At 61.8% G+C, this 18645-nt stretch carries 19 protein-coding genes and 1 pseudogene; 9 read left to right on the top strand and 11 right to left on the bottom strand.

Features of this window, described 5'->3' with window-relative positions; translation table 11 throughout:
• Positions 1-47 precede the first annotated feature (47 nt).
• The 5 genes and pseudogenes from argB to coaBC all read right to left on the bottom strand — a co-directional run bounded on the left by argB (position 48) and on the right by coaBC (position 4304).
• On the bottom strand, positions 48-953 hold the full coding sequence (gene argB / locus BM110_RS22540; protein ID WP_058424243.1) for an acetylglutamate kinase: 906 nt from the start codon (positions 951-953) through the stop codon (positions 48-50).
• Between the two features lie 19 nt (positions 954-972).
• Positions 973-2394 (bottom strand): annotated as a pseudogene (locus BM110_RS22535) (phosphomannomutase/phosphoglucomutase); the annotation flags it as partial.
• Positions 2367-2567 (bottom strand): hypothetical protein, encoded by a 201-nt coding sequence (locus tag BM110_RS22530; protein WP_083351513.1) that lies wholly within the window; start codon positions 2565-2567, stop codon positions 2367-2369. The pseudogene BM110_RS22535 and the gene BM110_RS22530, both read right to left, overlap by 28 nt.
• Before the next feature lie 67 nt (positions 2568-2634).
• A complete protein-coding gene (gene dut, locus BM110_RS22525; protein WP_093120397.1) occupies positions 2635-3090 on the bottom strand; it encodes a dUTP diphosphatase in 456 nt (151 codons plus the stop codon).
• Positions 3091-3095: 5 nt separating this feature from the next.
• Entirely contained in the window at positions 3096-4304 is a 1209-nt protein-coding gene (coaBC, locus tag BM110_RS22520) for a bifunctional phosphopantothenoylcysteine decarboxylase/phosphopantothenate--cysteine ligase CoaBC (RefSeq protein WP_016970585.1), read from the bottom strand.
• 152 nt (positions 4305-4456) lie between these two features.
• Here coaBC and radC point away from each other — a divergent pair, with 152 nt between their 5' ends.
• On the top strand, positions 4457-5131 hold the full coding sequence (radC, locus tag BM110_RS22515; RefSeq protein ID WP_092241676.1) for a RadC family protein: 675 nt from the start codon (positions 4457-4459) through the stop codon (positions 5129-5131).
• Positions 5132-5175: 44 nt separating this feature from the next.
• Here the strand turns inward: radC and BM110_RS22510 are convergent, their stop codons facing one another.
• Complete coding sequence (locus tag BM110_RS22510; protein ID WP_093514201.1) at positions 5176-6768, bottom strand: ABC transporter substrate-binding protein; 1593 nt, start codon at positions 6766-6768, stop codon at positions 5176-5178.
• Between the two features lie 458 nt (positions 6769-7226).
• Here BM110_RS22510 and rpmB point away from each other — a divergent pair, with 458 nt between their 5' ends.
• A complete protein-coding gene (gene rpmB / locus BM110_RS22505; protein WP_010207494.1) occupies positions 7227-7460 on the top strand; it encodes a 50S ribosomal protein L28 in 234 nt (77 codons plus the stop codon).
• Between the two features lie 11 nt (positions 7461-7471).
• A complete protein-coding gene (rpmG, locus tag BM110_RS22500) occupies positions 7472-7627 on the top strand; it encodes a 50S ribosomal protein L33 (RefSeq protein WP_003176906.1) in 156 nt (51 codons plus the stop codon).
• Positions 7628-7697: 70 nt separating this feature from the next.
• Here the strand turns inward: rpmG and BM110_RS22495 are convergent, their stop codons facing one another.
• Positions 7698-8060: a cupin domain-containing protein gene (locus BM110_RS22495; protein WP_092241680.1), complete on the bottom strand. Its 363-nt coding sequence runs from the start codon at positions 8058-8060 to the stop codon at positions 7698-7700.
• Between the two features lie 229 nt (positions 8061-8289).
• Between BM110_RS22495 and BM110_RS22490 the strand changes: the two genes are divergently transcribed.
• Both BM110_RS22490 and BM110_RS22485 read left to right on the top strand, forming a co-directional pair.
• On the top strand, positions 8290-9783 hold the full coding sequence (locus BM110_RS22490) for an aldehyde dehydrogenase (RefSeq protein ID WP_093514200.1): 1494 nt from the start codon (positions 8290-8292) through the stop codon (positions 9781-9783).
• A gap of 150 nt (positions 9784-9933) precedes the next feature.
• Positions 9934-11076, top strand: coding sequence for an MFS transporter (locus tag BM110_RS22485; protein ID WP_092241682.1), 1143 nt, complete (start codon positions 9934-9936; stop codon positions 11074-11076).
• Here the strand turns inward: BM110_RS22485 and BM110_RS22480 are convergent.
• Positions 11073-12638, bottom strand: a complete 1566-nt coding sequence (locus BM110_RS22480) for a phospholipase D family protein (RefSeq protein WP_093120408.1) — start codon at positions 12636-12638, stop codon at positions 11073-11075. The two genes, BM110_RS22485 and BM110_RS22480, sit on opposite strands and share 4 nt — an antisense overlap.
• Before the next feature lie 62 nt (positions 12639-12700).
• The gene (locus BM110_RS22475; RefSeq protein WP_092241686.1) at positions 12701-14125 is read right to left on the bottom strand and encodes an aminotransferase-like domain-containing protein; all 1425 of its coding nucleotides are present in this window, start codon (positions 14123-14125) and stop codon (positions 12701-12703) included.
• Between the two features lie 166 nt (positions 14126-14291).
• On the opposite strand from BM110_RS22475, the gene BM110_RS22470 reads away from it, so the two are divergent.
• Positions 14292-14516, top strand: a complete 225-nt coding sequence (locus BM110_RS22470; protein ID WP_092242375.1) for a DUF1127 domain-containing protein — start codon at positions 14292-14294, stop codon at positions 14514-14516.
• Here the strand turns inward: BM110_RS22470 and BM110_RS22465 are convergent, their stop codons facing one another.
• Positions 14517-15809, bottom strand: a complete 1293-nt coding sequence (locus tag BM110_RS22465; RefSeq protein WP_092241688.1) for an NAD(P)/FAD-dependent oxidoreductase — start codon at positions 15807-15809, stop codon at positions 14517-14519.
• A gap of 115 nt (positions 15810-15924) precedes the next feature.
• Here BM110_RS22465 and BM110_RS22460 point away from each other — a divergent pair, with 115 nt between their 5' ends.
• Entirely contained in the window at positions 15925-16278 is a 354-nt protein-coding gene (locus tag BM110_RS22460) for a YkgJ family cysteine cluster protein (RefSeq protein ID WP_092241690.1), read from the top strand.
• A 68-nt stretch (positions 16279-16346) separates the two neighbouring features.
• Here BM110_RS22460 and BM110_RS22455 read toward each other — a convergent pair whose 3' ends face one another.
• Positions 16347-16835, bottom strand: a complete 489-nt coding sequence (locus BM110_RS22455) for an Lrp/AsnC ligand binding domain-containing protein (protein ID WP_003176896.1) — start codon at positions 16833-16835, stop codon at positions 16347-16349.
• Positions 16836-16991: 156 nt separating this feature from the next.
• On the opposite strand from BM110_RS22455, the gene dadA reads away from it, so the two are divergent.
• Both dadA and BM110_RS22445 read left to right on the top strand, forming a co-directional pair.
• Positions 16992-18293 (top strand): D-amino acid dehydrogenase, encoded by a 1302-nt coding sequence (gene dadA, locus BM110_RS22450; protein ID WP_092241692.1) that lies wholly within the window; start codon positions 16992-16994, stop codon positions 18291-18293.
• Positions 18265-18618 carry a RidA family protein gene (locus tag BM110_RS22445; protein ID WP_092241694.1) on the top strand — a complete coding sequence of 118 codons (354 nt, stop codon included), beginning with the start codon at positions 18265-18267 and terminating at the stop codon, positions 18616-18618. The genes dadA and BM110_RS22445 overlap by 29 nt, the downstream gene beginning before the upstream one ends.
• Positions 18619-18645: the final 27 nt, after the last annotated feature.

Below are 18645 nucleotides of genomic sequence, written 5' to 3'. Positions count from 1 at the left end.
AAGGCCCCGCTCAATCATATTGAGCGGGGCCTTTTTGTTTTCAGTGTTTAGGGACGCTTGCGATTACTGATCAGCGTACCCATGCCGGTATCCGTGAAGATCTCCAGCAGTACCGCATTCGGCACTCGACCATCGATGATCAACGAGCTACCCACCCCGCCTTGCACCGCTTCCAGCGCGCAGCGGATCTTCGGCAACATGCCGCCGTAGATGGTGCCGTCGGCGATCAGGTCGTCCACCTGTTGGGTGGTCAGGCCGGTCAGCACCTTGCCTTGCTTGTCCATCAAGCCGGCGATGTTGGTCAGCAGCATCAGCTTTTCAGCCTTCAGGGCTTCGGCCACCTTGCCGGCTACCAAGTCGGCGTTGATGTTGTAGGACTCGCCATTGGCGCCCACGCCGATCGGCGCGATCACCGGGATGAAGTCGCCCTTGACCAACAGGTTCAGCAGGTCAGTGTTGACGCCTACCACTTCGCCCACCTGGCCGATGTCGATGATTTCCGGCTGGGTCATCTCCGGTGTCTGACGGGTCACCGTCAGCTTTTTCGCGCGGATCAGCTCCGCGTCCTTGCCGGTCAGGCCGATGGCGCTGCCGCCATGGCGGTTGATCAGGTTGACGATGTCCTTGTTGACCTGGCCGCCGAGGACCATCTCCACCACGTCCATGGTCTGCGCGTCAGTGACGCGCATGCCATCGATGAAGTGACTCTCGATCGACAGGCGCTTGAGCAGGTCGCCGATTTGCGGGCCGCCGCCGTGCACCACCACCGGGTTGATCCCCACGGCTTTCATCAACACGATGTCGCGGGCAAAGCCGGTTTTCAGCTCGTCGCTTTCCATGGCATTGCCGCCGTACTTGATCACCAGCGTCTTGCCGACGTAGCGTCGGATGTAAGGCAACGCTTCGGACAGGACCTTGGCAGTGTTGGCAGCGGCTTCGCGTTCGAGGGTCATTCAGGGCTCCGGTAAAAAATCAGAACGGTAATTGGAGATCAGGGGCAACACGTTTCAACTGGGCGTGGAACACGTCCTTGATGCGCTGCAACTCAGCCTCGGTATCCGCCTCGAAACGCAGGACCAGCACCGGTGTGGTGTTGGACGCGCGGACCAGGCCCCAGCCTTTGGCGTAATCGACTCGCACACCATCAATGGTGGTCAGGTTGGCGCCTTCGCCCCATTGCGCATCTTTCAGTGCGTCAATGATGCTGAATTTGCTCTCCTCGGTCACATGGATATTGATCTCTGGCGTCGAAATATCGTTCGGGAAGGTCTGAAACAGCTCCTGGGCCGTGGATTTTTCCTTGCTGAGGATCTCCAGTAGGCGAGCGGCGCTGTAAATACCGTCGTCAAAGCCGAACCAGCGTTCCTTGAAGAACACGTGGCCGCTCATTTCGCCGGCCAACAGGGCGCCGGTTTCCTTCATTTTCTTTTTGATCAACGAGTGACCGGTCTTCCACATCAGCGGGCGACCGCCGTATTCCTTGATCAGCGGCGTGAGGCGGCGAGTGCACTTCACGTCGAAGATGATCTCGGCGTTGGCATTGCGCGCCACCACGTCGCGGGCGAACAGCATCAGCAGGCGATCGGCGAATACGTTCTCGCCGGTGTTGGTCACCACACCCACGCGGTCGCCGTCGCCGTCGAAGGCCAGACCCACGTCAGCCCCGGTTTCTTTGACCTTGGCGATCAGGTCCACCAGGTTCTCCGGCTTGCCTGGGTCTGGGTGGTGGTTGGGAAAGTTGCCGTCGACCTCGCAGAACAGCGGGATCACTTCGCAGTTCAGGGCTTCGAGCAACTGCGGGGCGATCACGCCGGCTGCGCCGTTGCCGCAGTCCACCACCACTTTCAGGCGGCGCGCGAGTTTCACGTCGCCGGTGATTTGGTCAGAGTAGCGCTGCAGGATATCGACTTTGGTGACGGTACCCTTGCCGCTGGTCAGGTCGTTGTTCTTCAGACGGTCGTGCAGGGCCTGGATCTGTTCGTTGGCCAGGGTGTCGCCGGCGATGACGATCTTGAAACCGTTGTAGTCGGACGGGTTGTGGCTGCCGGTGAGCATCACCCCGGACTTGCCGGCCAGTACGTTGGCCGCGTAGTACAGTGCCGGCGTCGGCACCAGGCCCACGTCACTCACATGGCAACCGCTGTCGGCCAGGCCCTGGATCAGTTGCTCAACCAGCTCCGGGCCGGACAGGCGACCGTCACGGCCGACCGACACGTTTGGCTCGTCCTGGGCCAGGCTCTGTGCGCCGATGGCGCGGCCAATCCAGTAGGCGGTTTCGGCAGTCAGGGTCTTTGGCACCACGCCACGGATGTCATAGGCGCGGAAAATGCTGTCGGGGAATGTCGGGGCTACTCGGGCTGCGGTACTCATCGCGGGGGGAAACTCCATCTGAAGGGGGCAAGGCTGGCCTTAATGTGGCTGACCGGCAGGCTCAAACTGAAGGGTATGACGGTGTTTTCGGCAGAGAGTTCGTGGTGCAAAAGTGCCATCGGCGTGCTGGCGCTGCTTTTCTTTCTGCTTAATGCTTTGATTTCAATAGGGAAATCTCGCTGATAAGGTCCGCGCATTCTTCGTCCTGAAAAGCCTTGCGGTGGCGTCGAGCCGGGCAAAGGCGCCCGGCCGGATTCAGCTTAGTCAGTGACTGCCGGAATGCCCAAAACCGCCTGCGCCGCGTTGGGTTTCATCAAACTCCTGTACCAGTTCGAAGTGCGCCTGCACCACTGGCACCAGTACCAACTGGGCAATGCGTTCGCCGACAGCGATGTTGAACGCGGTCTGGCCACGGTTCCAGCACGACACCATCAATTCGCCCTGGTAGTCCGAGTCGATCAGGCCGACCAGGTTGCCCAGCACGATGCCGTGTTTGTGGCCCAGGCCCGAGCGCGGCAGGATCAGCGCCGCCAGGCCAGGATCGCCTACGTAGATCGACAAGCCGGTCGGAATAAGAATGGTCTGGCCCGGTTCAAGGACAGTGTCTTGCTTGAGCATGGCGCGCAGATCGAGGCCTGCGGAGCCTGGGGTGGCGTAGGCCGGCAGTGGGAATTCGTTGCCGATGCGTGAATCGAGGATCTTGGCTTGCAAAGCGTGCATGGAAATTAAACCTGGTTCAGCCGTTGGGCGATAAAAGAGATCAGTTGGCGGGCAATCTTGCCCTTGCTGGTCTGGGCGAAAAGGGTGGCGTGCAGGTCGCGGTCGATCACGCTGCAGGCGTTTTCCTCGCTGTTGAAGCCGATGCTCGGGTTGGCGACATCATTGGCAACGATCAGGTCGAGGTTTTTGTCTTTCAATTTGCGTGCGGCGTAGTCCAGCAAGTGCTCGGTCTCGGCGGCGAAGCCGACACTGAACGGACGGTCCGGACGCGTGGCGATGGTGGCCAGGATGTCCGGGTTGCGCACCATTTGCAGGAGCAGGCCGTCACCGCTCGTAGGGTCTTTCTTGAGCTTTTGCGGGGCGACGACTTCCGGGCGGTAGTCCGCAACCGCCGCCGAGGCGATGAAAAGGTCGCACGGAATGGCTGCCTCACAGGCCGCCAGCATGTCGCGGGCGCTGACCACGTCGATTCGCGTGACCCGATCCGGGGTCGGCAAATGCACCGGACCGGTGATCAGGGTGACGCGTGCGCCTGCCTCGACCGCCGCTTCAGCCAGGGCAAAGCCCATTTTTCCTGAGCTATGGTTGGTGATGTAGCGCACCGGGTCGATGTTTTCCTGGGTCGGGCCGGCAGTGATCAACACGTGCTTGCCAGTGAGGGCCAGGTGCTGAAAGCACTCGGCGGCGCACAGCGCCAGGTCGGTGGCTTCAAGCATGCGGCCCATGCCAACGTCGCCGCAGGCCTGGCTGCCGGATGCCGGGCCGAACACCTTGAGGCCTCGGCTTTGCAGAAGCTGGGTGTTGGCCTGGGTCGCAGGGTCGCGCCACATGGCCTGGTTCATGGCCGGGGCGATGGCGACAGTGGCGTCGGTGGCCAGTACCAGAGTGGTCAGCAGGTCATCGGCGATGCCTTGGGCCAGGCGCGCGATCAGGTCGGCGGTGGCCGGAGCGATCAGCACCAGGTCGGCCCATTTGGCCAGTTCGATGTGCCCCATGGCGGCTTCGGCCGCAGGGTCCAGGAGATCCAGGTGAACCGGGTGCCCGGACAAGGCCTGCATGGTCAGCGGGGTAATGAACTCACTACCACCGCGCGTCATGACCACGCGCACTTCGGCGCCCTGGTCCAGGAGCCTGCGGACCAGCTCTGCGCTCTTGTAGGCGGCAATGCCGCCGCCAACGCCGAGAACGATGCGTTTCCGATACAGACGCTGCATTGGTTTGCCTTTCCAGTTCAGTGTTGCCAGTTCAATGACGCCTGCGATGCCCCCTCCCCAGGGGAAATCGCCTGCAAAAAAGAGGGCCTACGATAACACAGCGTCCGCAAGGCAACAGCGGCACGCATGGCATACAGGGAGAGGGAGGAGGGATGAGTATTCGTGATTGGCCGGCGGCAGAGCGGCCGCGAGAGAAGCTTCTGGAGTGGGGGGCGGCGAGTCTGTCGGATGCCGAGTTGCTGGCGATCTTCCTGCGTACCGGGGTTTCCGGCAGGAGCGCGGTGGACCTGGCGCGCCATCTGCTGGCGCAATTCGGCGGCTTGCGCCCGTTGCTGGAGGCCAGCCAGACGCTGTTCAGCCAGCAATTGGGCCTGGGGCCGGCGAAGTTTGCCCAGTTGCAGGCGGTGTTGGAAATGGCCAAGCGTCATATGGCCGAGCGCCTGCGACACGACTCGGTGCTGGAAAGCCCGGTGGCGGTGCGCGATTACCTCAAGGCCATGTTGCGCCATGAGCCCCACGAGATATTCGGCTGTCTGTTCCTTGATTCAAGGCACAGGGTGTTGGGTTTTGAGGCGTTGTCCCAAGGCACCATCGACGCGGCGATGGTGTATCCCCGGCAAGTGGTCAAACGCGCATTGGCCTACAACGCGGCGGCGTTGATCCTGTGCCACAACCATCCTTCCGGGAGCCTGGAGCCGAGCGCTGCTGATCGAAAATTGACCAAATTGCTGCAGAAGGCCTTGGAGGTAGTGGATGTGCGGGTACTGGATCACATCATTGTGGGGGATGGAGATCCGTTGTCGATGGCGGAGTATGGGTGGATGTAGGCGGGAAGCAGCTGCAAGCCTCAAGCGGGCTTGCAGCTTTCAGCTCAGGGCTTGACGCTGACTTTCGAGAAATCCTGGCGGCCGAACGGGCTCACCTGGTAGCCCTCGACAGTCTTGCGGGCCAGGGCGAACGCCGTCGGGTGCGCCAGCGGCAACCACAAGGCCTGCTGCTGGATCTGTGCCTGGGCCTGCTGGTACAGCTTGCTGCGCACACCTTGCTCGCTGGTGGTCTTGCCAGCGCTGATCAGCTTGTCCAACGCAGGGTCGCAGTAGCGGGCGAAGTTGGTACCCGACTTTACCGCCGCGCAGGAAAACTGCGGGGTCAGGAAGTTATCCGGGTCGCCGTTGTCACCGGCCCAGCCCATGAATAGCAGGTCGTGTTCGCCGGCTTTGGCGCGGCGGATCAACTCGCCCCATTCGATCACGCGGATCTCGGCCTGGATGCCGACCTTGGCCAGGTCAGCCTGCAGCAGTTGTGCACCAAGGTTCGGGTTGGGGTTCAGCAGGCTGCCGGTGGGGCGGGTCCAGAGGGTGGTCTTGAAGCCGTCCTTGAGTCCGGCGCGGTCGAGCAGCACCTTGGCCTTGGCGAGATCCTGTGGATAACCCGGCAGGTCCTTTGCGTAGCTCCAGGTGTTCGGCGGATAAGGGCCGTTGGCGGCCTCGGCGGTGCCTTCAAACACGGCTTTGAGGTAGCTGCCCTTGTCGAACGCCAGGTTGATCGCCTGGCGGACTTCTGGCTTGTCCAGGGGTGGGTGCTGGCTGTTGATGGCCACGAAGGCGGTCATGAAGGCCGCGGTCTTCTCCACCTTGAGCGCCGGGTCCTTTTCGGCCTCGCCTACGTCCAGCGGCTTGGGTGACAGCGCAATCTGGCACTCATCGCGGTGCAGCTTCTGCAGGCGTACGTTGGCGTCGGGAGTGATGGCGAAGATCAAGTTATCCACAGCCGGTTTGCCGGCGAAGTAGTCCGGGTTGGCCTTGTAGCGCACCACGGCATCTTTCTGGAAGCGGCTGAAGATAAACGGTCCAGTGCCGATCGGCTGGCTGTTGAGCTTCTCCGGCGTGCCGGCCTTGAGCAGTTTGTCGGCATATTCCGCCGGGTAGATCGACGCGAACCCCATGCTCAACGCGGCGAGGAAGGTGGAGTCGGCGTGATCCAGGGTGAAACGCACGGTCAGTGGGTCGAGAGCGTCGATCTTTTTTACCAGCGTCGGCAGTTGCAGCGACTGAGCGTGAGGGAAGCCGCTCTGGGCGATCTTGTGCCAGGGGTTGGCCGGGTCGAGCATGCGCTCGAAGCTGAAGCGCACGTCTTCGGCGCTCAGGGTGCGGCTTGGGGTGAAGTACTCGGTGCGGTGGAACTTCACATCCGGGTGCAGCTTGAAGGTATAGGTCAGGCCATCCGGCGAGACGTTCCAGCTGTCCGCCAGGCTGGGCACCAGTTGGCCGCTGGTCGCGTCATAGTCCACCAGGCGGTTCATCAGCACATCGGCCGAGGCGTTGGTGGTGGTCAGCGAGTTGTATTGCACCACATCGAACCCTTCGGGGCTGGCCTCGGTGCAGACGCTCAAGTTGCTGGCGGCCGAGGCCAGCGGGGCGATAAATAGAGGGGCTAGCAATAGCGGTAGGGCAGCGAGGCGCATGTTCGGTTTCCTTTGCAGATCGAAGGCCCATCTGCGAGTGCAGTCTGGAAAAGTCCTACCGTAGTGGTCTGATAGGTAAATGACTAGCCCATTTTTGCCTGTGCTTTTGCGCCAAATGCTGTTTTGATGGCGTCTCGGCGCGTTTCGTCGTGCACTTCACTGTGCCCGCGCGCGCTGTAAATCATTCTGTGCGACGAGCGGTCGGCTGTGACAGCGGCCCCTCCTGGCAACGGTTCAGGCGTCTACCGCCAAGATTTACGCCAGTAAAAACACGCGGGCTGTTGTTGCACTGGGGTCTTTCTGGTATAAAGCAGCGCTCTTTTCTAGGGGCCCGGTTCCTTCGCTTGTAGGTGTAGCCGGTAAGACCCTAAAGAAACGCGGCGCCTGGCGCCAAATGACTGAGAGATTAAGCGGCCAACCCATGCCGGGTTGGGCATGTGGTTTTAGAGGGCTGAGGCATGTCGAGAGTCTGTCAAGTTACCGGTAAGGGTCCGGTGACTGGGAATAACATTTCCCACGCAAATAACAAAACCCGTCGTCGTTTCCTGCCGAACCTGCAGCATCACCGCTTCTGGGTTGAAGAAGAGAAACGTTTCGTCCGTCTGCGCGTATCTGCCAAAGGCATGCGCATCATCGACAAGCGTGGCATCACTGTCGTGCTGGCTGAATTGCGCCGCGCTGGCACAATCTAAGGAGCTATATCATGCGTGAATTGATTCGAATGATCTCTAGCGCCGGTACTGGTCACTTCTACACTACCGACAAGAACAAGCGTACTACCCCGGACAAGCTCGAAAAGAAAATGTTCGACCCGCGCGTTCGCAAGCACGTGATCTACAAAGAAGGCAAAATCAAGTAATTGATTTTCCTCCTGAAAAAAAGCCCGTATCTCACGATCCGGGCTTTTTTTTGCCTGTTGATTTGGCTGATCAGGCTTTCTGTTCGAACACCACGTAGATCTTGCGGCACGCCTCCAACACTTCCCAAGTGCCGCTGAAGCCGGCGGGAATCACGAATCGGTCGCCAGCGCGCAAGGTCTTGGCATTGCCGTCGGCGTCACGCAGCACGGATACACCTTGCACAATCTCGCAGTACTCATGTTCGGTGTAATTGACCGTCCACTGTCCGACTTCACCTTCCCACACGCCCGCGCTCATCTGGCCGCAGGGGCTGTTGTAGTGGTTGTAGATCGTTTGCTCGGGATCGCCCTTGAGGATTTTCTCGGCGGCAGGGCGGTAGCGCTCGGCGGCGGTCTTGGCTTGGCTGAAGTCGACGATGTCCTGGATGCTCATGTGCGTGTCCCGTCTGGCCTGCGGTTGGAGAGCCCAAAGTCTATGTTTATTAAAATGAACATCGCAAGGGCGTTTGCCGGCGTTATGTCAAATATATTGAAACACCCCCAGCCGCTGGTTTAGGGTGGCAGCTGCCTTGCGCCGAACCATTGGCTGGCGGGCAAGAATTCTTTAAGGCTGCCGTGGGACATCCCATGGCCCTTGTATTCAATAAGAGGAGGACACTCGCATGACCACCCTGACCCGTGCCGACTGGGAACAACGTGCCAAGGATCTGAAGATCGAAAGCCGCGCCTACATCAATGGCGAGTACACCGCCGCTGTTTCCGGTGACACCTTCGAATGCATCAGCCCGGTCGATGGTCGCCTGCTGGCCACCGTTGCCAGCTGTGACGCCGCCGACGCCCAGCGCGCCGTCGAAAACGCCCGCGCCACCTTCAACTCCGGTGTGTGGTCACGCCTGGCGCCGGCCAAGCGCAAATCCGCCATGATCCGTTTCGCCGCGTTGCTCAAGGCCAATGCCGAAGAGCTGGCGCTGCTCGAAACCCTGGACATGGGCAAGCCGATCAGCGACTCCCTGAACATCGACGTACCCGGCGCGGCGAATGCCCTGAGCTGGAGCGGCGAAGCGATCGACAAAATCTACGACGAAGTCGCCGCGACCCCGCATGACCAATTGGGCCTGGTGACGCGCGAGCCGGTTGGCGTGGTTGGCGCTATCGTGCCGTGGAACTTCCCGCTGATGATGGCCTGTTGGAAACTGGGCCCTGCGCTGTCCACCGGCAACTCGGTGATCCTCAAGCCGTCCGAAAAATCCCCGCTGACCGCTATCCGCATTGCGGCCCTGGCCGTGGAAGCCGGTATTCCAAAAGGCGTGTTCAACGTACTGCCGGGCTATGGTCATACCGTGGGTAATGCGCTGGCGTTGCACATGGATGTCGACACCCTGGTGTTCACCGGTTCCACCAAGATCGCCAAGCAACTGTTGATCCGCTCTGGTGAGTCGAACATGAAGCGCGTCTGGCTGGAAGCCGGCGGCAAGAGCCCGAACATCGTGTTCGCCGATGCCCCGGACCTGCAAGCCGCCGCCGAATCCGCCGCCGGCGCCATCGCCTTCAACCAGGGGGAGGTCTGCACCGCCGGTTCGCGCCTGCTGGTGGAGCGTTCCATCAAGGACAAATTCCTGCCGCTGGTGATCGATGCCCTCAAGGGCTGGAAGCCAGGCAACCCGCTGGACCCGGCAACCAATGTGGGCGCACTGGTGGACACCCAGCAGATGAACACTGTGCTGTCGTACATCGAAGCGGGTCACGCAGATGGCGCCAAGTTGGTCGCCGGCGGCAAGCGGACCCTGGAAGAAACCGGTGGCACCTATGTTGAACCGACGATTTTCGACGGTGTGACCAATGCCATGAAGATCGCCCAGGAAGAAATCTTCGGCCCGGTCTTGTCGGTGATCACCTTCGACAGCGCCGAGGAAGCAATTGCCATCGCCAACGACACCCAATACGGCCTGGCTGCAGCGGTGTGGACGGCGGACATCTCCAAGGCCCACCTGACTGCCAAGGCGCTGCGTGCCGGTAGCGTGTGGGTCAACCAGTACGATGGCGGCGACATGACTGCACCGTTTGGTGGCTTCAAGCAGTCGGGCAACGGTCGCGACAAGTCGCTGCATGCGTTCGACAAATACACCGAGCTGAAGGCCACCTGGATCAAGCTCTAAGCAACACCGCAGGCTAAATGTGGGAGGGGGCTTGCCCCCGATAGCAGTGTGTCAGGCGCCAGCGGTGCTCACTGATTCACCGCAATCGGGGGCAAGCCCTCTCCCACACTGGTTTGTGTGAACTTGAAAATGATCCGCAGGAGTGTGGAAATGCGTTGGGCGACTTATTTCGCCGTCCTGGCCTCAGTGCTCAGCGTCGGTCTGGCCCTTGGCGTCAGCATGCCGCTGGTATCCCTGCGCCTCGAAAGCTGGGGCTACGGCAGTTTCGCTATCGGCGTGATGGCAGCAATGCCGGCCTTTGGCGTGTTGCTCGGGGCGAAGGTTTCCAGTCGCCTGGCCTCTTGGCTTGGCACCGCCAACCTCATGCGTCTGTGCCTGTGGGCGGGCGCGGTGTCCATCGGCCTGCTGGCGATCCTGCCCAGCTACCCGGTGTGGCTGGTGCTGCGCCTGATGATCGGGGTGATCCTGACCATTGTGTTTATCCTCGGCGAGAGTTGGATCAACCAGTTGGTGGTGGAGCAGTGGCGTGGTCGGCTGGTGGCGTTGTACGGCTGCAGCTATGCCTTGAGCCAGCTGTCGGGGCCGCTGCTGTTGGGCCTGATCGGCACCGAGCATGACTACGGTTTCTGGGTGGGCGTCGGCCTGTTGATGGTCGCGCCGCTGTTGCTGCTGGGGCGCTCCGGTGCACCGAGCGCCGAGTCCTTCAGCGTGACCTTCGCGCAACTGTGGCGCTTCTGCCGGAGCCTGCCGGCGATTGCCTGGGCGGTTGCGCTGTTTGCTGCGTTCGAGGCGATGATCCTGACATTGTTGCCGGTGTACTGCCTGCAACAAGGGTTCACCGCCGAGATCGCCTTGGCCATGGTCAGCACGGTGGTGGTTGGCGACGCGTTACTGCAATTGCCCATCGGTGCACTGGCCGACTACTTGCCTCGGCGCACGTTGTTCCTGGGGTGTGCGCTGCTGTTGCTGGTGTCGAGCCTGGCGATTCCCCTATTGATGCACACACCAATGATCTGGCCGATCTGGGTCGTGTTCGGCGCGAGTGCCGGCGGCTTGTTCACCCTGTCGTTGATCCTGATCGGCGAGCGTTACCGCGACGACGCGCTGGTGCGCGCCAATGCCCACGTGGCGCAGTTGTGGGGTATTGGCTGCCTGATCGGCCCGCTGGTGGCGGGGGCGGGTAGCCAGTGGATCAGCGGGCATGCGTTGCCGCTGCTGATGGCAGCGGGTGCGCTGGGCCTGGTGATGTTGCTGCTGCGCCAGGGTGCATTCGGCGCGGCGCAGCCGGCCTAGAGCATGCGCTCAAGGCCGACGCTGGTGGCAAACCACGCATTGAACCGTCGCCACCAGCTCCCCGGCTCGCGGGTCAGGGTGTGCAACTGGCCGTTGTCTTCGGTCACCCACACCACTTGGCCGTCCTGCAATTTCGCTTCATAGCTCAGGGGCGGCGCCATGCCTTGCAGTGCAAGGTTGCGCACGTGTTCCGCCAGCTCGGGGCTGTCGACCAGCACACCGACTTCGGTGTTCCACAGTACCGAGCGTGGGTCGAAGTTGAACGAGCCGATAAAGGATTTCTCCCGATCAAAGATCATCGCCTTGCTGTGCAGGCTGGAATCCGAGCCCCGGAAGGCGCCTCGGCGAAACAGGTGCGGGCCACTGCCGCCGCCATCCCCGGGCTGGCGGCGCAACTCATAGAGCTTGACCCCATGCTCCAGCAGCGCCTTGCGGTACGGCGCATAACCCCCGTGCACCGCGGGCACGTCGGTGGCTTCCAGGGAGTTGGTCAGCAGGCTCACCGACACGCCCGCATCGGCGCGCCCCGTCAGGTACACCAGGCCTGGCTGTCCCGGCACGAAGTACGCCGAAATCATCATCAGTTCGTGATTGACCCCTTCCAGTTCCGGCGCCAGTTGCGTGGTGAGCAGCAACCTGGGGTCAGGGTCCTCCTTGGCCAGCACCTTGCTCGGCGCATCCCACAGCGCCTGGTTCCAGGCCCAGATCAGCTCGCGGCGCCAGGTGTCCATGCGGGGTTGGGTCTGGTAGGTGCGCAGGCGGTTGTACAGTGCGTGGTTCTGCTGGCGTGACTCGGCCAGGGACGCTTCCAGGCGTACGCGCGCGGCGGCCAGGTCACCCTTGGACGGTGCGTTGGAGACGAAATCATCGATGGGCTTGCTCAGTGCGCTGTTCCAGTACTGGTCGAAACTGTGGCCCAGTTGCTCGGCCACCGGGCCGACGCTGAGCATGTCGATATCGGTGAAGTTCAGGTTGGGCTCGGCATCGAAATACTCATCCCCCAGGTTACGCCCGCCAACGATGGCCACGCTATTGTCCGCCAGCCACAGCTTGTTGTGCATGCGTCGATGTTGCAGCGACAGGTTGAACAAGCGGCCCATGGCCCGCGTTACGCCGGTGCTGCGCCCGAGGTGCAGCGGGTTGAACAGGCGGATCTCGATTTTGGGATGGGCGGCGAGGGTGGCGATGATCTGGTCCAGGCCGTCGCTGGTGGTGTCATCCAGCAAGATGCGCACACGTACGCCACGGTCGGCGGCCTTGAGCAGTTCGTCCACCAGCATGCGGGTGCTGATGCCGTCGTGCACGATGTAGTACTGCAGGTCGAGGCTGGTCTGGGCGTTGCGGATCAGCTCGGCACGGGCCATGAATGCCTCGCTGCTGTTGGGCAGCAGGCGAAAGCCCGAGCGCCCTTGATAGGGCGCGGCCTGGGCCTGGATCGAGCGGCCGAACGATGACTGTGCGGCGGGCAGGGCGTCACTGGGGACGCGTGGCGTGCTCACGCTGGCGCAGCCGCCCAGGATCAGGGCTCCCAGCAGGCAAAACGGTAATAGCCGTTGAATCATCAAGGGAGCGGCTTCCAGATCAGGGCGGTTGTCGATATATGACGGCAATTTCCCGTGAAAGGTCAGTCGGCCGTGTCTGCCAGCATCTTGATCGCCGCAGCCCCGACCTTGCGCACGGCTTCTTCAATCTGCGCGGTTGGCTTGGCAGCGTAGTTCATGCGCAGGCAGTTCCTGTACTTGCCCGACGCCGAGAAGATGCTGCCTACGGCCACCTGGACACCTTGTTCTACCAGGACACGGTTGAGCTTCAGCGTATCAAAGCCTTCCGGCAGTTCGATCCACAGCATGAAGCTGCCTTGAGGGCGGCTGGCGCGAGTGCCTGTGGGGAAGTAGCGGCTGACCCAATCGAGCATCAAGTCGCGATTGCGCTGGTATTGGGTACGCATCCTCCGCAAATGCGGTTCGAAGTGACCACCTTTGAGGAATTCCGCAATCGCGATTTGCGGCTGCGTGGCGGTGCTGCCAGTGCTGATGTATTTCATGTGCAGCACTCGCTCCAGGTAACGTCCGGGCGCTACCCAGCCGATGCGCAGGCCGGGCGCCAGGGTCTTCGAGAACGAGCTGCACAGCAGGACGCGTCCGTCTTCGTCGAAAGACTTGATGGTGCGCGGGCGCGGGTAGCTGAAGGCCAGTTCGCCGTAGACATCGTCTTCAATGATCGCCACGTCAAAGCGCTGCGCCAAGGTGAGCAATGCCCGCTTGCGCGCCTCCGGCATGATGTAGCCCAGGGGGTTGTTGCAGTTGGGGGTCAGTTGGATGACTTTGATCGGCCACTGTTCCAGCGCCAGCTCCAGGGCTTCGAGGCTGATGCCGGTGATCGGGTCGGTGGGGATTTCCAGGGCTTTCATGCCCAGGCCCTTGAGGGTCTGCATGGCGCCGTGAAAGCTCGGCGAGTCCACCGCAACGATATCGCCCGGCTCACAGATGGCATGGATGCTGGCGGACAGCGCCTCATGGCAGCCGGTGGTGATCACGATGTCCTCGGCCGTCAGCTGGCAGCCGGAATCCAGGGACAGGCGCGCAATCTGTTCGCGCAGTTCCATACAGCCCAGGATGTTGTCGTAATACAGCCCCGGCAAATCCTGGCGGCGACTCACGCGGGCCAGGCTGCGCAGCAGGGGCTTGAGGGTGGGCGACAATACATCCGGCATGCCGCGGCCCATCTGTATGACATCCTTGCGCGGCGTTGCGCGTATCAATTCCAGCACCTGGTCCCATTGGGAAATTTCTACGGGGCGCTGAGCCGGACGACCGACTTCCGGCAGGGCCGGCAACTCGCGGCCCACCGGAACAAAGTAGCCGGATTTCGGCTTGGGCATCGCCAGACCGTTGTCCTCCAGCAAGCGATAGGCCTGCTGCACGGTGCTCAAACTGACCCCGTGTTCCACGCTCAACGCCCGTACGGAAGGCAGTCGATCACCGGGGCGATAGAAGCCTTGTTCGATGCGGGTGCCCAGCAATTCGGCGAGGTTCATGTACAGGGTCATGGCGGTCGCTCCAGAGGGACCATTACAGATAGGCAGAAAATACAGGATTCAGCGGTATATAGGCAGTATCTGTATGGATTTAATAAAGGTGGGTTGAATCTGTAATGGTTTTAGCTGCGCGCTCATGCTGGTCACTCAAGGCAACAAGCAACTGAGGGGCAGCAAAATGAACGGCATGGGCGATGTGCGGCTGGCGTTACACAGTCAGGAACTGGTGGCTGGGCAGGAGCGGGCGACGGCGCGGCGCGATATCAGTCGCTGGGGTCTGTTCTGGCGCCGTCGCCACACCCGCAAAGCTTTACTGCACCTGACCCGCGAGCAATTGCGCGATGTCGGGCTGACCGCCGAGCAGGCGCGCCACGAAGGCCTGAAACCGTTCTGGCGCGATTGATCAGACCAGCTCTTTGAGGCGGTGCCAGAGCATTCCCAGCGCCAACAGCGGCGAGCGCAGGTGCCTGCCGCCGGGGAAGGTGATGTGCGGCACCTGGGCGAACAGGTCGAAGCGCCCGTGTTGCTGGCCGCTGATGGCTTCGGCCAGCAACTTGCCCGCCAGGTGGGTGGCGTTGAGGCCATGGCCGGCGTAGGCCTGGGCGTAATACACGTTGGGCTGGTCGGCCAGGCGGCCTATCTGCGGCAGACGGTTGGCGCCGATGCCGATCATGCCGCCCCATTGGAAGTCGATGTTTACATCGGCCAGTTGTGGGAACACCTGCAGCATCTTCGGGCGCATATAGGCGCCGATGTCCTTCGGGTCTCTACCGGAATAATGACAGGCACCGCCGAACAGCAGGCGGCGATCGGCGGACAGTCGGAAGTAGTCCACCGTGACACGCTGGTCGCACACCGCCATGTTCTGCGGCAGCAGGTTGGCGGCCTGGGCTTCGCCCAACGGTTCGGTGGCGATGATGTAGCTGCCGGCAGGCAACACTTTGCCGCTGAGGTGCGGGTTGAGGCCGTTGAGGTAGGCATTGCAGGCCAGCACCAGGGTCTTGGCGCGCACGTTGCCTTGGGCGGTGTGTACGTTGACTTCGGGGCCGTAGTCGATGCGGGTGACTTCGGACTGCTCGAACAGCTTCACGCCCGATTGCTGCGCGGCGGCGGCTTCGCCGAGGGCCAGGTTCAGCGGGTGCAGGTGGCCGGAGCCCATGTCGATCATGCCGCCCACGTAGCGCTCGGAGCCGATAACGCTGCCCATTTCGTTGGCTTGCAGCAGGCGTATGTCGTGACGATAGCCGAGGCTGCGCAGTTCTTCGGCATCTTCGGCCAGGCCGTGCAGGTCGCGGGGTTTGTTGGCGAGGTCGCAGTAGCCCCAGGTCAGGTCGCAGGGGATTTGGTAGCGCGCGACGCGCTCACGCACAATCTCCACCGCTTCCAGGCCCATCAACTTCATCTGGCGTACGCCCTCGGTGCCGATCACGCTGGCGAACTGGTCCAAGCCATGGCCGACACCGCGAATCAGTTGGCCGCCGTTACGCCCGCTGGCGCCCCAGGCGATCTTGCGCGCTTCCAGCAACACTACGCTGAAACCGCGTTCGGCCAACTCCAGCGCGGTGTTCAGCCCGGAAAAACCGCCGCCGACCACGCACACATCCGCCGTCAGTTCGCCGGTCAATACCGGGTAATCAGTTTGCGGCACGCTGCTGGCGGCGTAGTAGGAAGCGGTATGCCGGGCGCTGGCAGTCATGGGGAGCATCCCTGTTTGGAAAATTTGACGCAGGATACAGCGGTCGGACGAAGCTGTCTGCGCGGGGCGTTTTGCGGCAGAATCCACGCCTATTCGCCGTTCGGTACGTGTTTCGATGAGTTGCAACAGTCAGAAAATCAGTGCGCTGCGCCGGCAGATTCCTTCGTTCGAGTGCGTCCCCGGTTGCCATGACTGCTGTGGGCCGGTGACCACCTCGCCCGAGGAAATGTCGCGCCTGCCGCGCAAGACCGCCGCCGAGCAGGACGCGGCCATGGAGGAGCTGAACTGCGTGCACCTGGGGCCGAACGGCTGCACGGTGTACGACGAGCGCCCGTTGATCTGCCGGCTGTTCGGCACCACCAAGACCTTGCCGTGTCCGAATGGGCGGCGCCCGGTGGAGCTGATTCATCCACGGGTGGAGAAGCAGATCCACGAGTACATGGCGAGCACCCGGCAGGTGCTGGTTTAGCGGTTTTACACCGTCCAAATGTGGGAGGGGGCAAGCCCCCTCCCACATGTTGACCCGAGTGTGTCAGGTCAGTCCGGGATCGGCAGGTTCAGGCTCTCTTTCACCTCTTCCATCACGATATAGCTCTTGGACTCCCGCACATGGGGCAGCTTGAGCAGGATGTCGCCGAGCAATTTGCGGTACGACGCCATCTCGGATATCCGCGCTTTCACCAGGTAGTCGAAGTCGCCAGAAACCAGGTGGCACTCGAGCACATGGGGCAGTTTCAGCACCGCGCGGCGGAATTCCTCGAAGGTGTCGCCGGACTTGTAATCCAGGCTGATCTCGACAAATACCAGCAAACTGCCCTTCAAATGCTGGGGGTTGAGCCGCGCGTTGTAGCCCATGATGATCCCTTCACGCTCCAGCCGCCGCACACGCTCGGTACAGGGCGTGGTCGACAGCCCGACCTTTTCCCCCAGCTCCGTAAACGAAATGCGCCCGTCGGTTTGCAGGATGCGCAGGATGTTGCGGTCGATCTTGTCCAGCTCCCGCTTGGTCTGGGTGTTGGTACGCATAGGGGATACGCCTCTGTGAAAAGGGTTTTTGCCGAGAATTGTCGCCAAATATAGGCAGTTATATAGTGAAATGCACTGGTCATTGTTTTTTACACTGCGCTCATCATTGCTCGAACAACACACGTCAGCGGCCATGCCCGCGATGAGGATATAAAAATGCGCGTTCTGGTCTTGGGTAGCGGCGTCATTGGTGTGACCAGTGCCTACTATTTGGCGCGGTCCGGCTTTGAAGTGGTTGTCGTCGACCGTCAGCCTGCCGCTGCCATGGAAACCAGTTTCGCCAACGCCGGGCAGGTGTCTCCAGGCTATGCCTCGCCATGGGCCGCACCGGGTGTGCCGCTCAAGGCCATCAAGTGGTTGCTGCAACGCCATGCGCCGCTGGCGATCAAGGCCACCGCCGACATCGACCAATACCTGTGGATGGCGCAGATGCTGCGCAACTGCACCGCCAGCCGTTATGCGGTGAACAAGGAGCGCATGGTGCGCCTGTCCGAGTACAGCCGCGACTGCCTCGACGAACTGCGCGCCGAGACCGGCATCGCCTACGAAGGCCGTAGCCTTGGGACTACCCAACTGTTCCGCACCCAGGCACAACTCGATGGCGCCGCCAAGGACATCGCCGTGTTGAAGGAGTCCGGCGTGCCGTTCGAGCTGCTCGACCGCGCCGGTATCGCCCGGGTCGAGCCGGCCCTGGCCAGCGTCACGGATATCCTCGCCGGCGCACTGCGCCTGCCGAATGACCAGACCGGCGACTGCCAGATGTTCACCACCCGCCTGGCCGAGATGTGCAAACAGTTGGGTGTGGAATTCCGTTTTGAGCAGGACATCCAGCGCCTCGACTACGCCGGTGATCGCATCAACGGCGTGTGGATCGACGGCAAGCTGGAAACCGCCGACCGCTACGTGCTGGCCCTCGGCAGCTACTCGCCGCAGTTGCTCAAGCCGTTGGGAATCAAGGCGCCGGTGTATCCGCTCAAGGGCTACTCGCTGACCGTGCCGATCACCAACCCGGCGATGGCGCCGACCTCGACCATTCTCGACGAGACCTACAAGGTCGCGATCACTCGTTTCGACAACCGCATCCGCGTCGGTGGCATGGCTGAAATAGCCGGTTTTGACCTGTCGCTGAACCCGCGCCGGCGGGAAACCCTGGAGATGATCGTCAACGACCTTTATCCTCAGGGCGGCGATTTGACCGAAGCTACCTTCTGGACCGGCCTGCGCCCGACTACCCCCGACGGCACGCCGATTGTCGGTGCCACCCCGTTCAAGAACCTGTTCCTGAATACCGGCCACGGCACCCTCGGTTGGACCATGGCCTGTGGCTCCGGTCGTTTGCTGGCCGACCTGATGGCCAAGAAAACGCCGCAGATCAGTGCCGAAGGCCTCGATATTTCCCGTTATGGCAACCACCAGGAGTCTGCAAAACATGTCAATCCAGCGCCAGCTCACCAATGAGCGCATGAGCCAGATCGTTGTCCACAGCGGTACCGTGTATCTGGCCGGGCAAGTCGGCGACGACATGAACGCCGGGATTGAACAGCAGACCCGTGAAACCCTGACCAATATCGAGCGTTTGCTCGACCTGGCCGGTACTGACAAGACCCGGTTGCTGTCGGTGACGATCTACCTGAAGGACATCGACGCAGATTTCGCCGGCATGAATGCGGTGTGGGACAAGTGGCTGCCAAAAGGCGTTGCCCCGGCCCGTGCCACGGTTGAAGCCAAGCTGTGCGAACCGCAAATCCTGGTGGAGCTGTCCGTCGTGGCCGCGCTGCCTTAAACAACGATCCCTCTCCCGGTGCCGAAG

Source organism: Pseudomonas sp. NFPP28, from assembly GCF_900115535.1.
GTDB classification, from domain to species: Bacteria; Pseudomonadota; Gammaproteobacteria; order Pseudomonadales; family Pseudomonadaceae; genus Aquipseudomonas; species Aquipseudomonas extremorientalis.
This window is presented reverse-complemented; position numbering and strand designations above follow the sequence as displayed.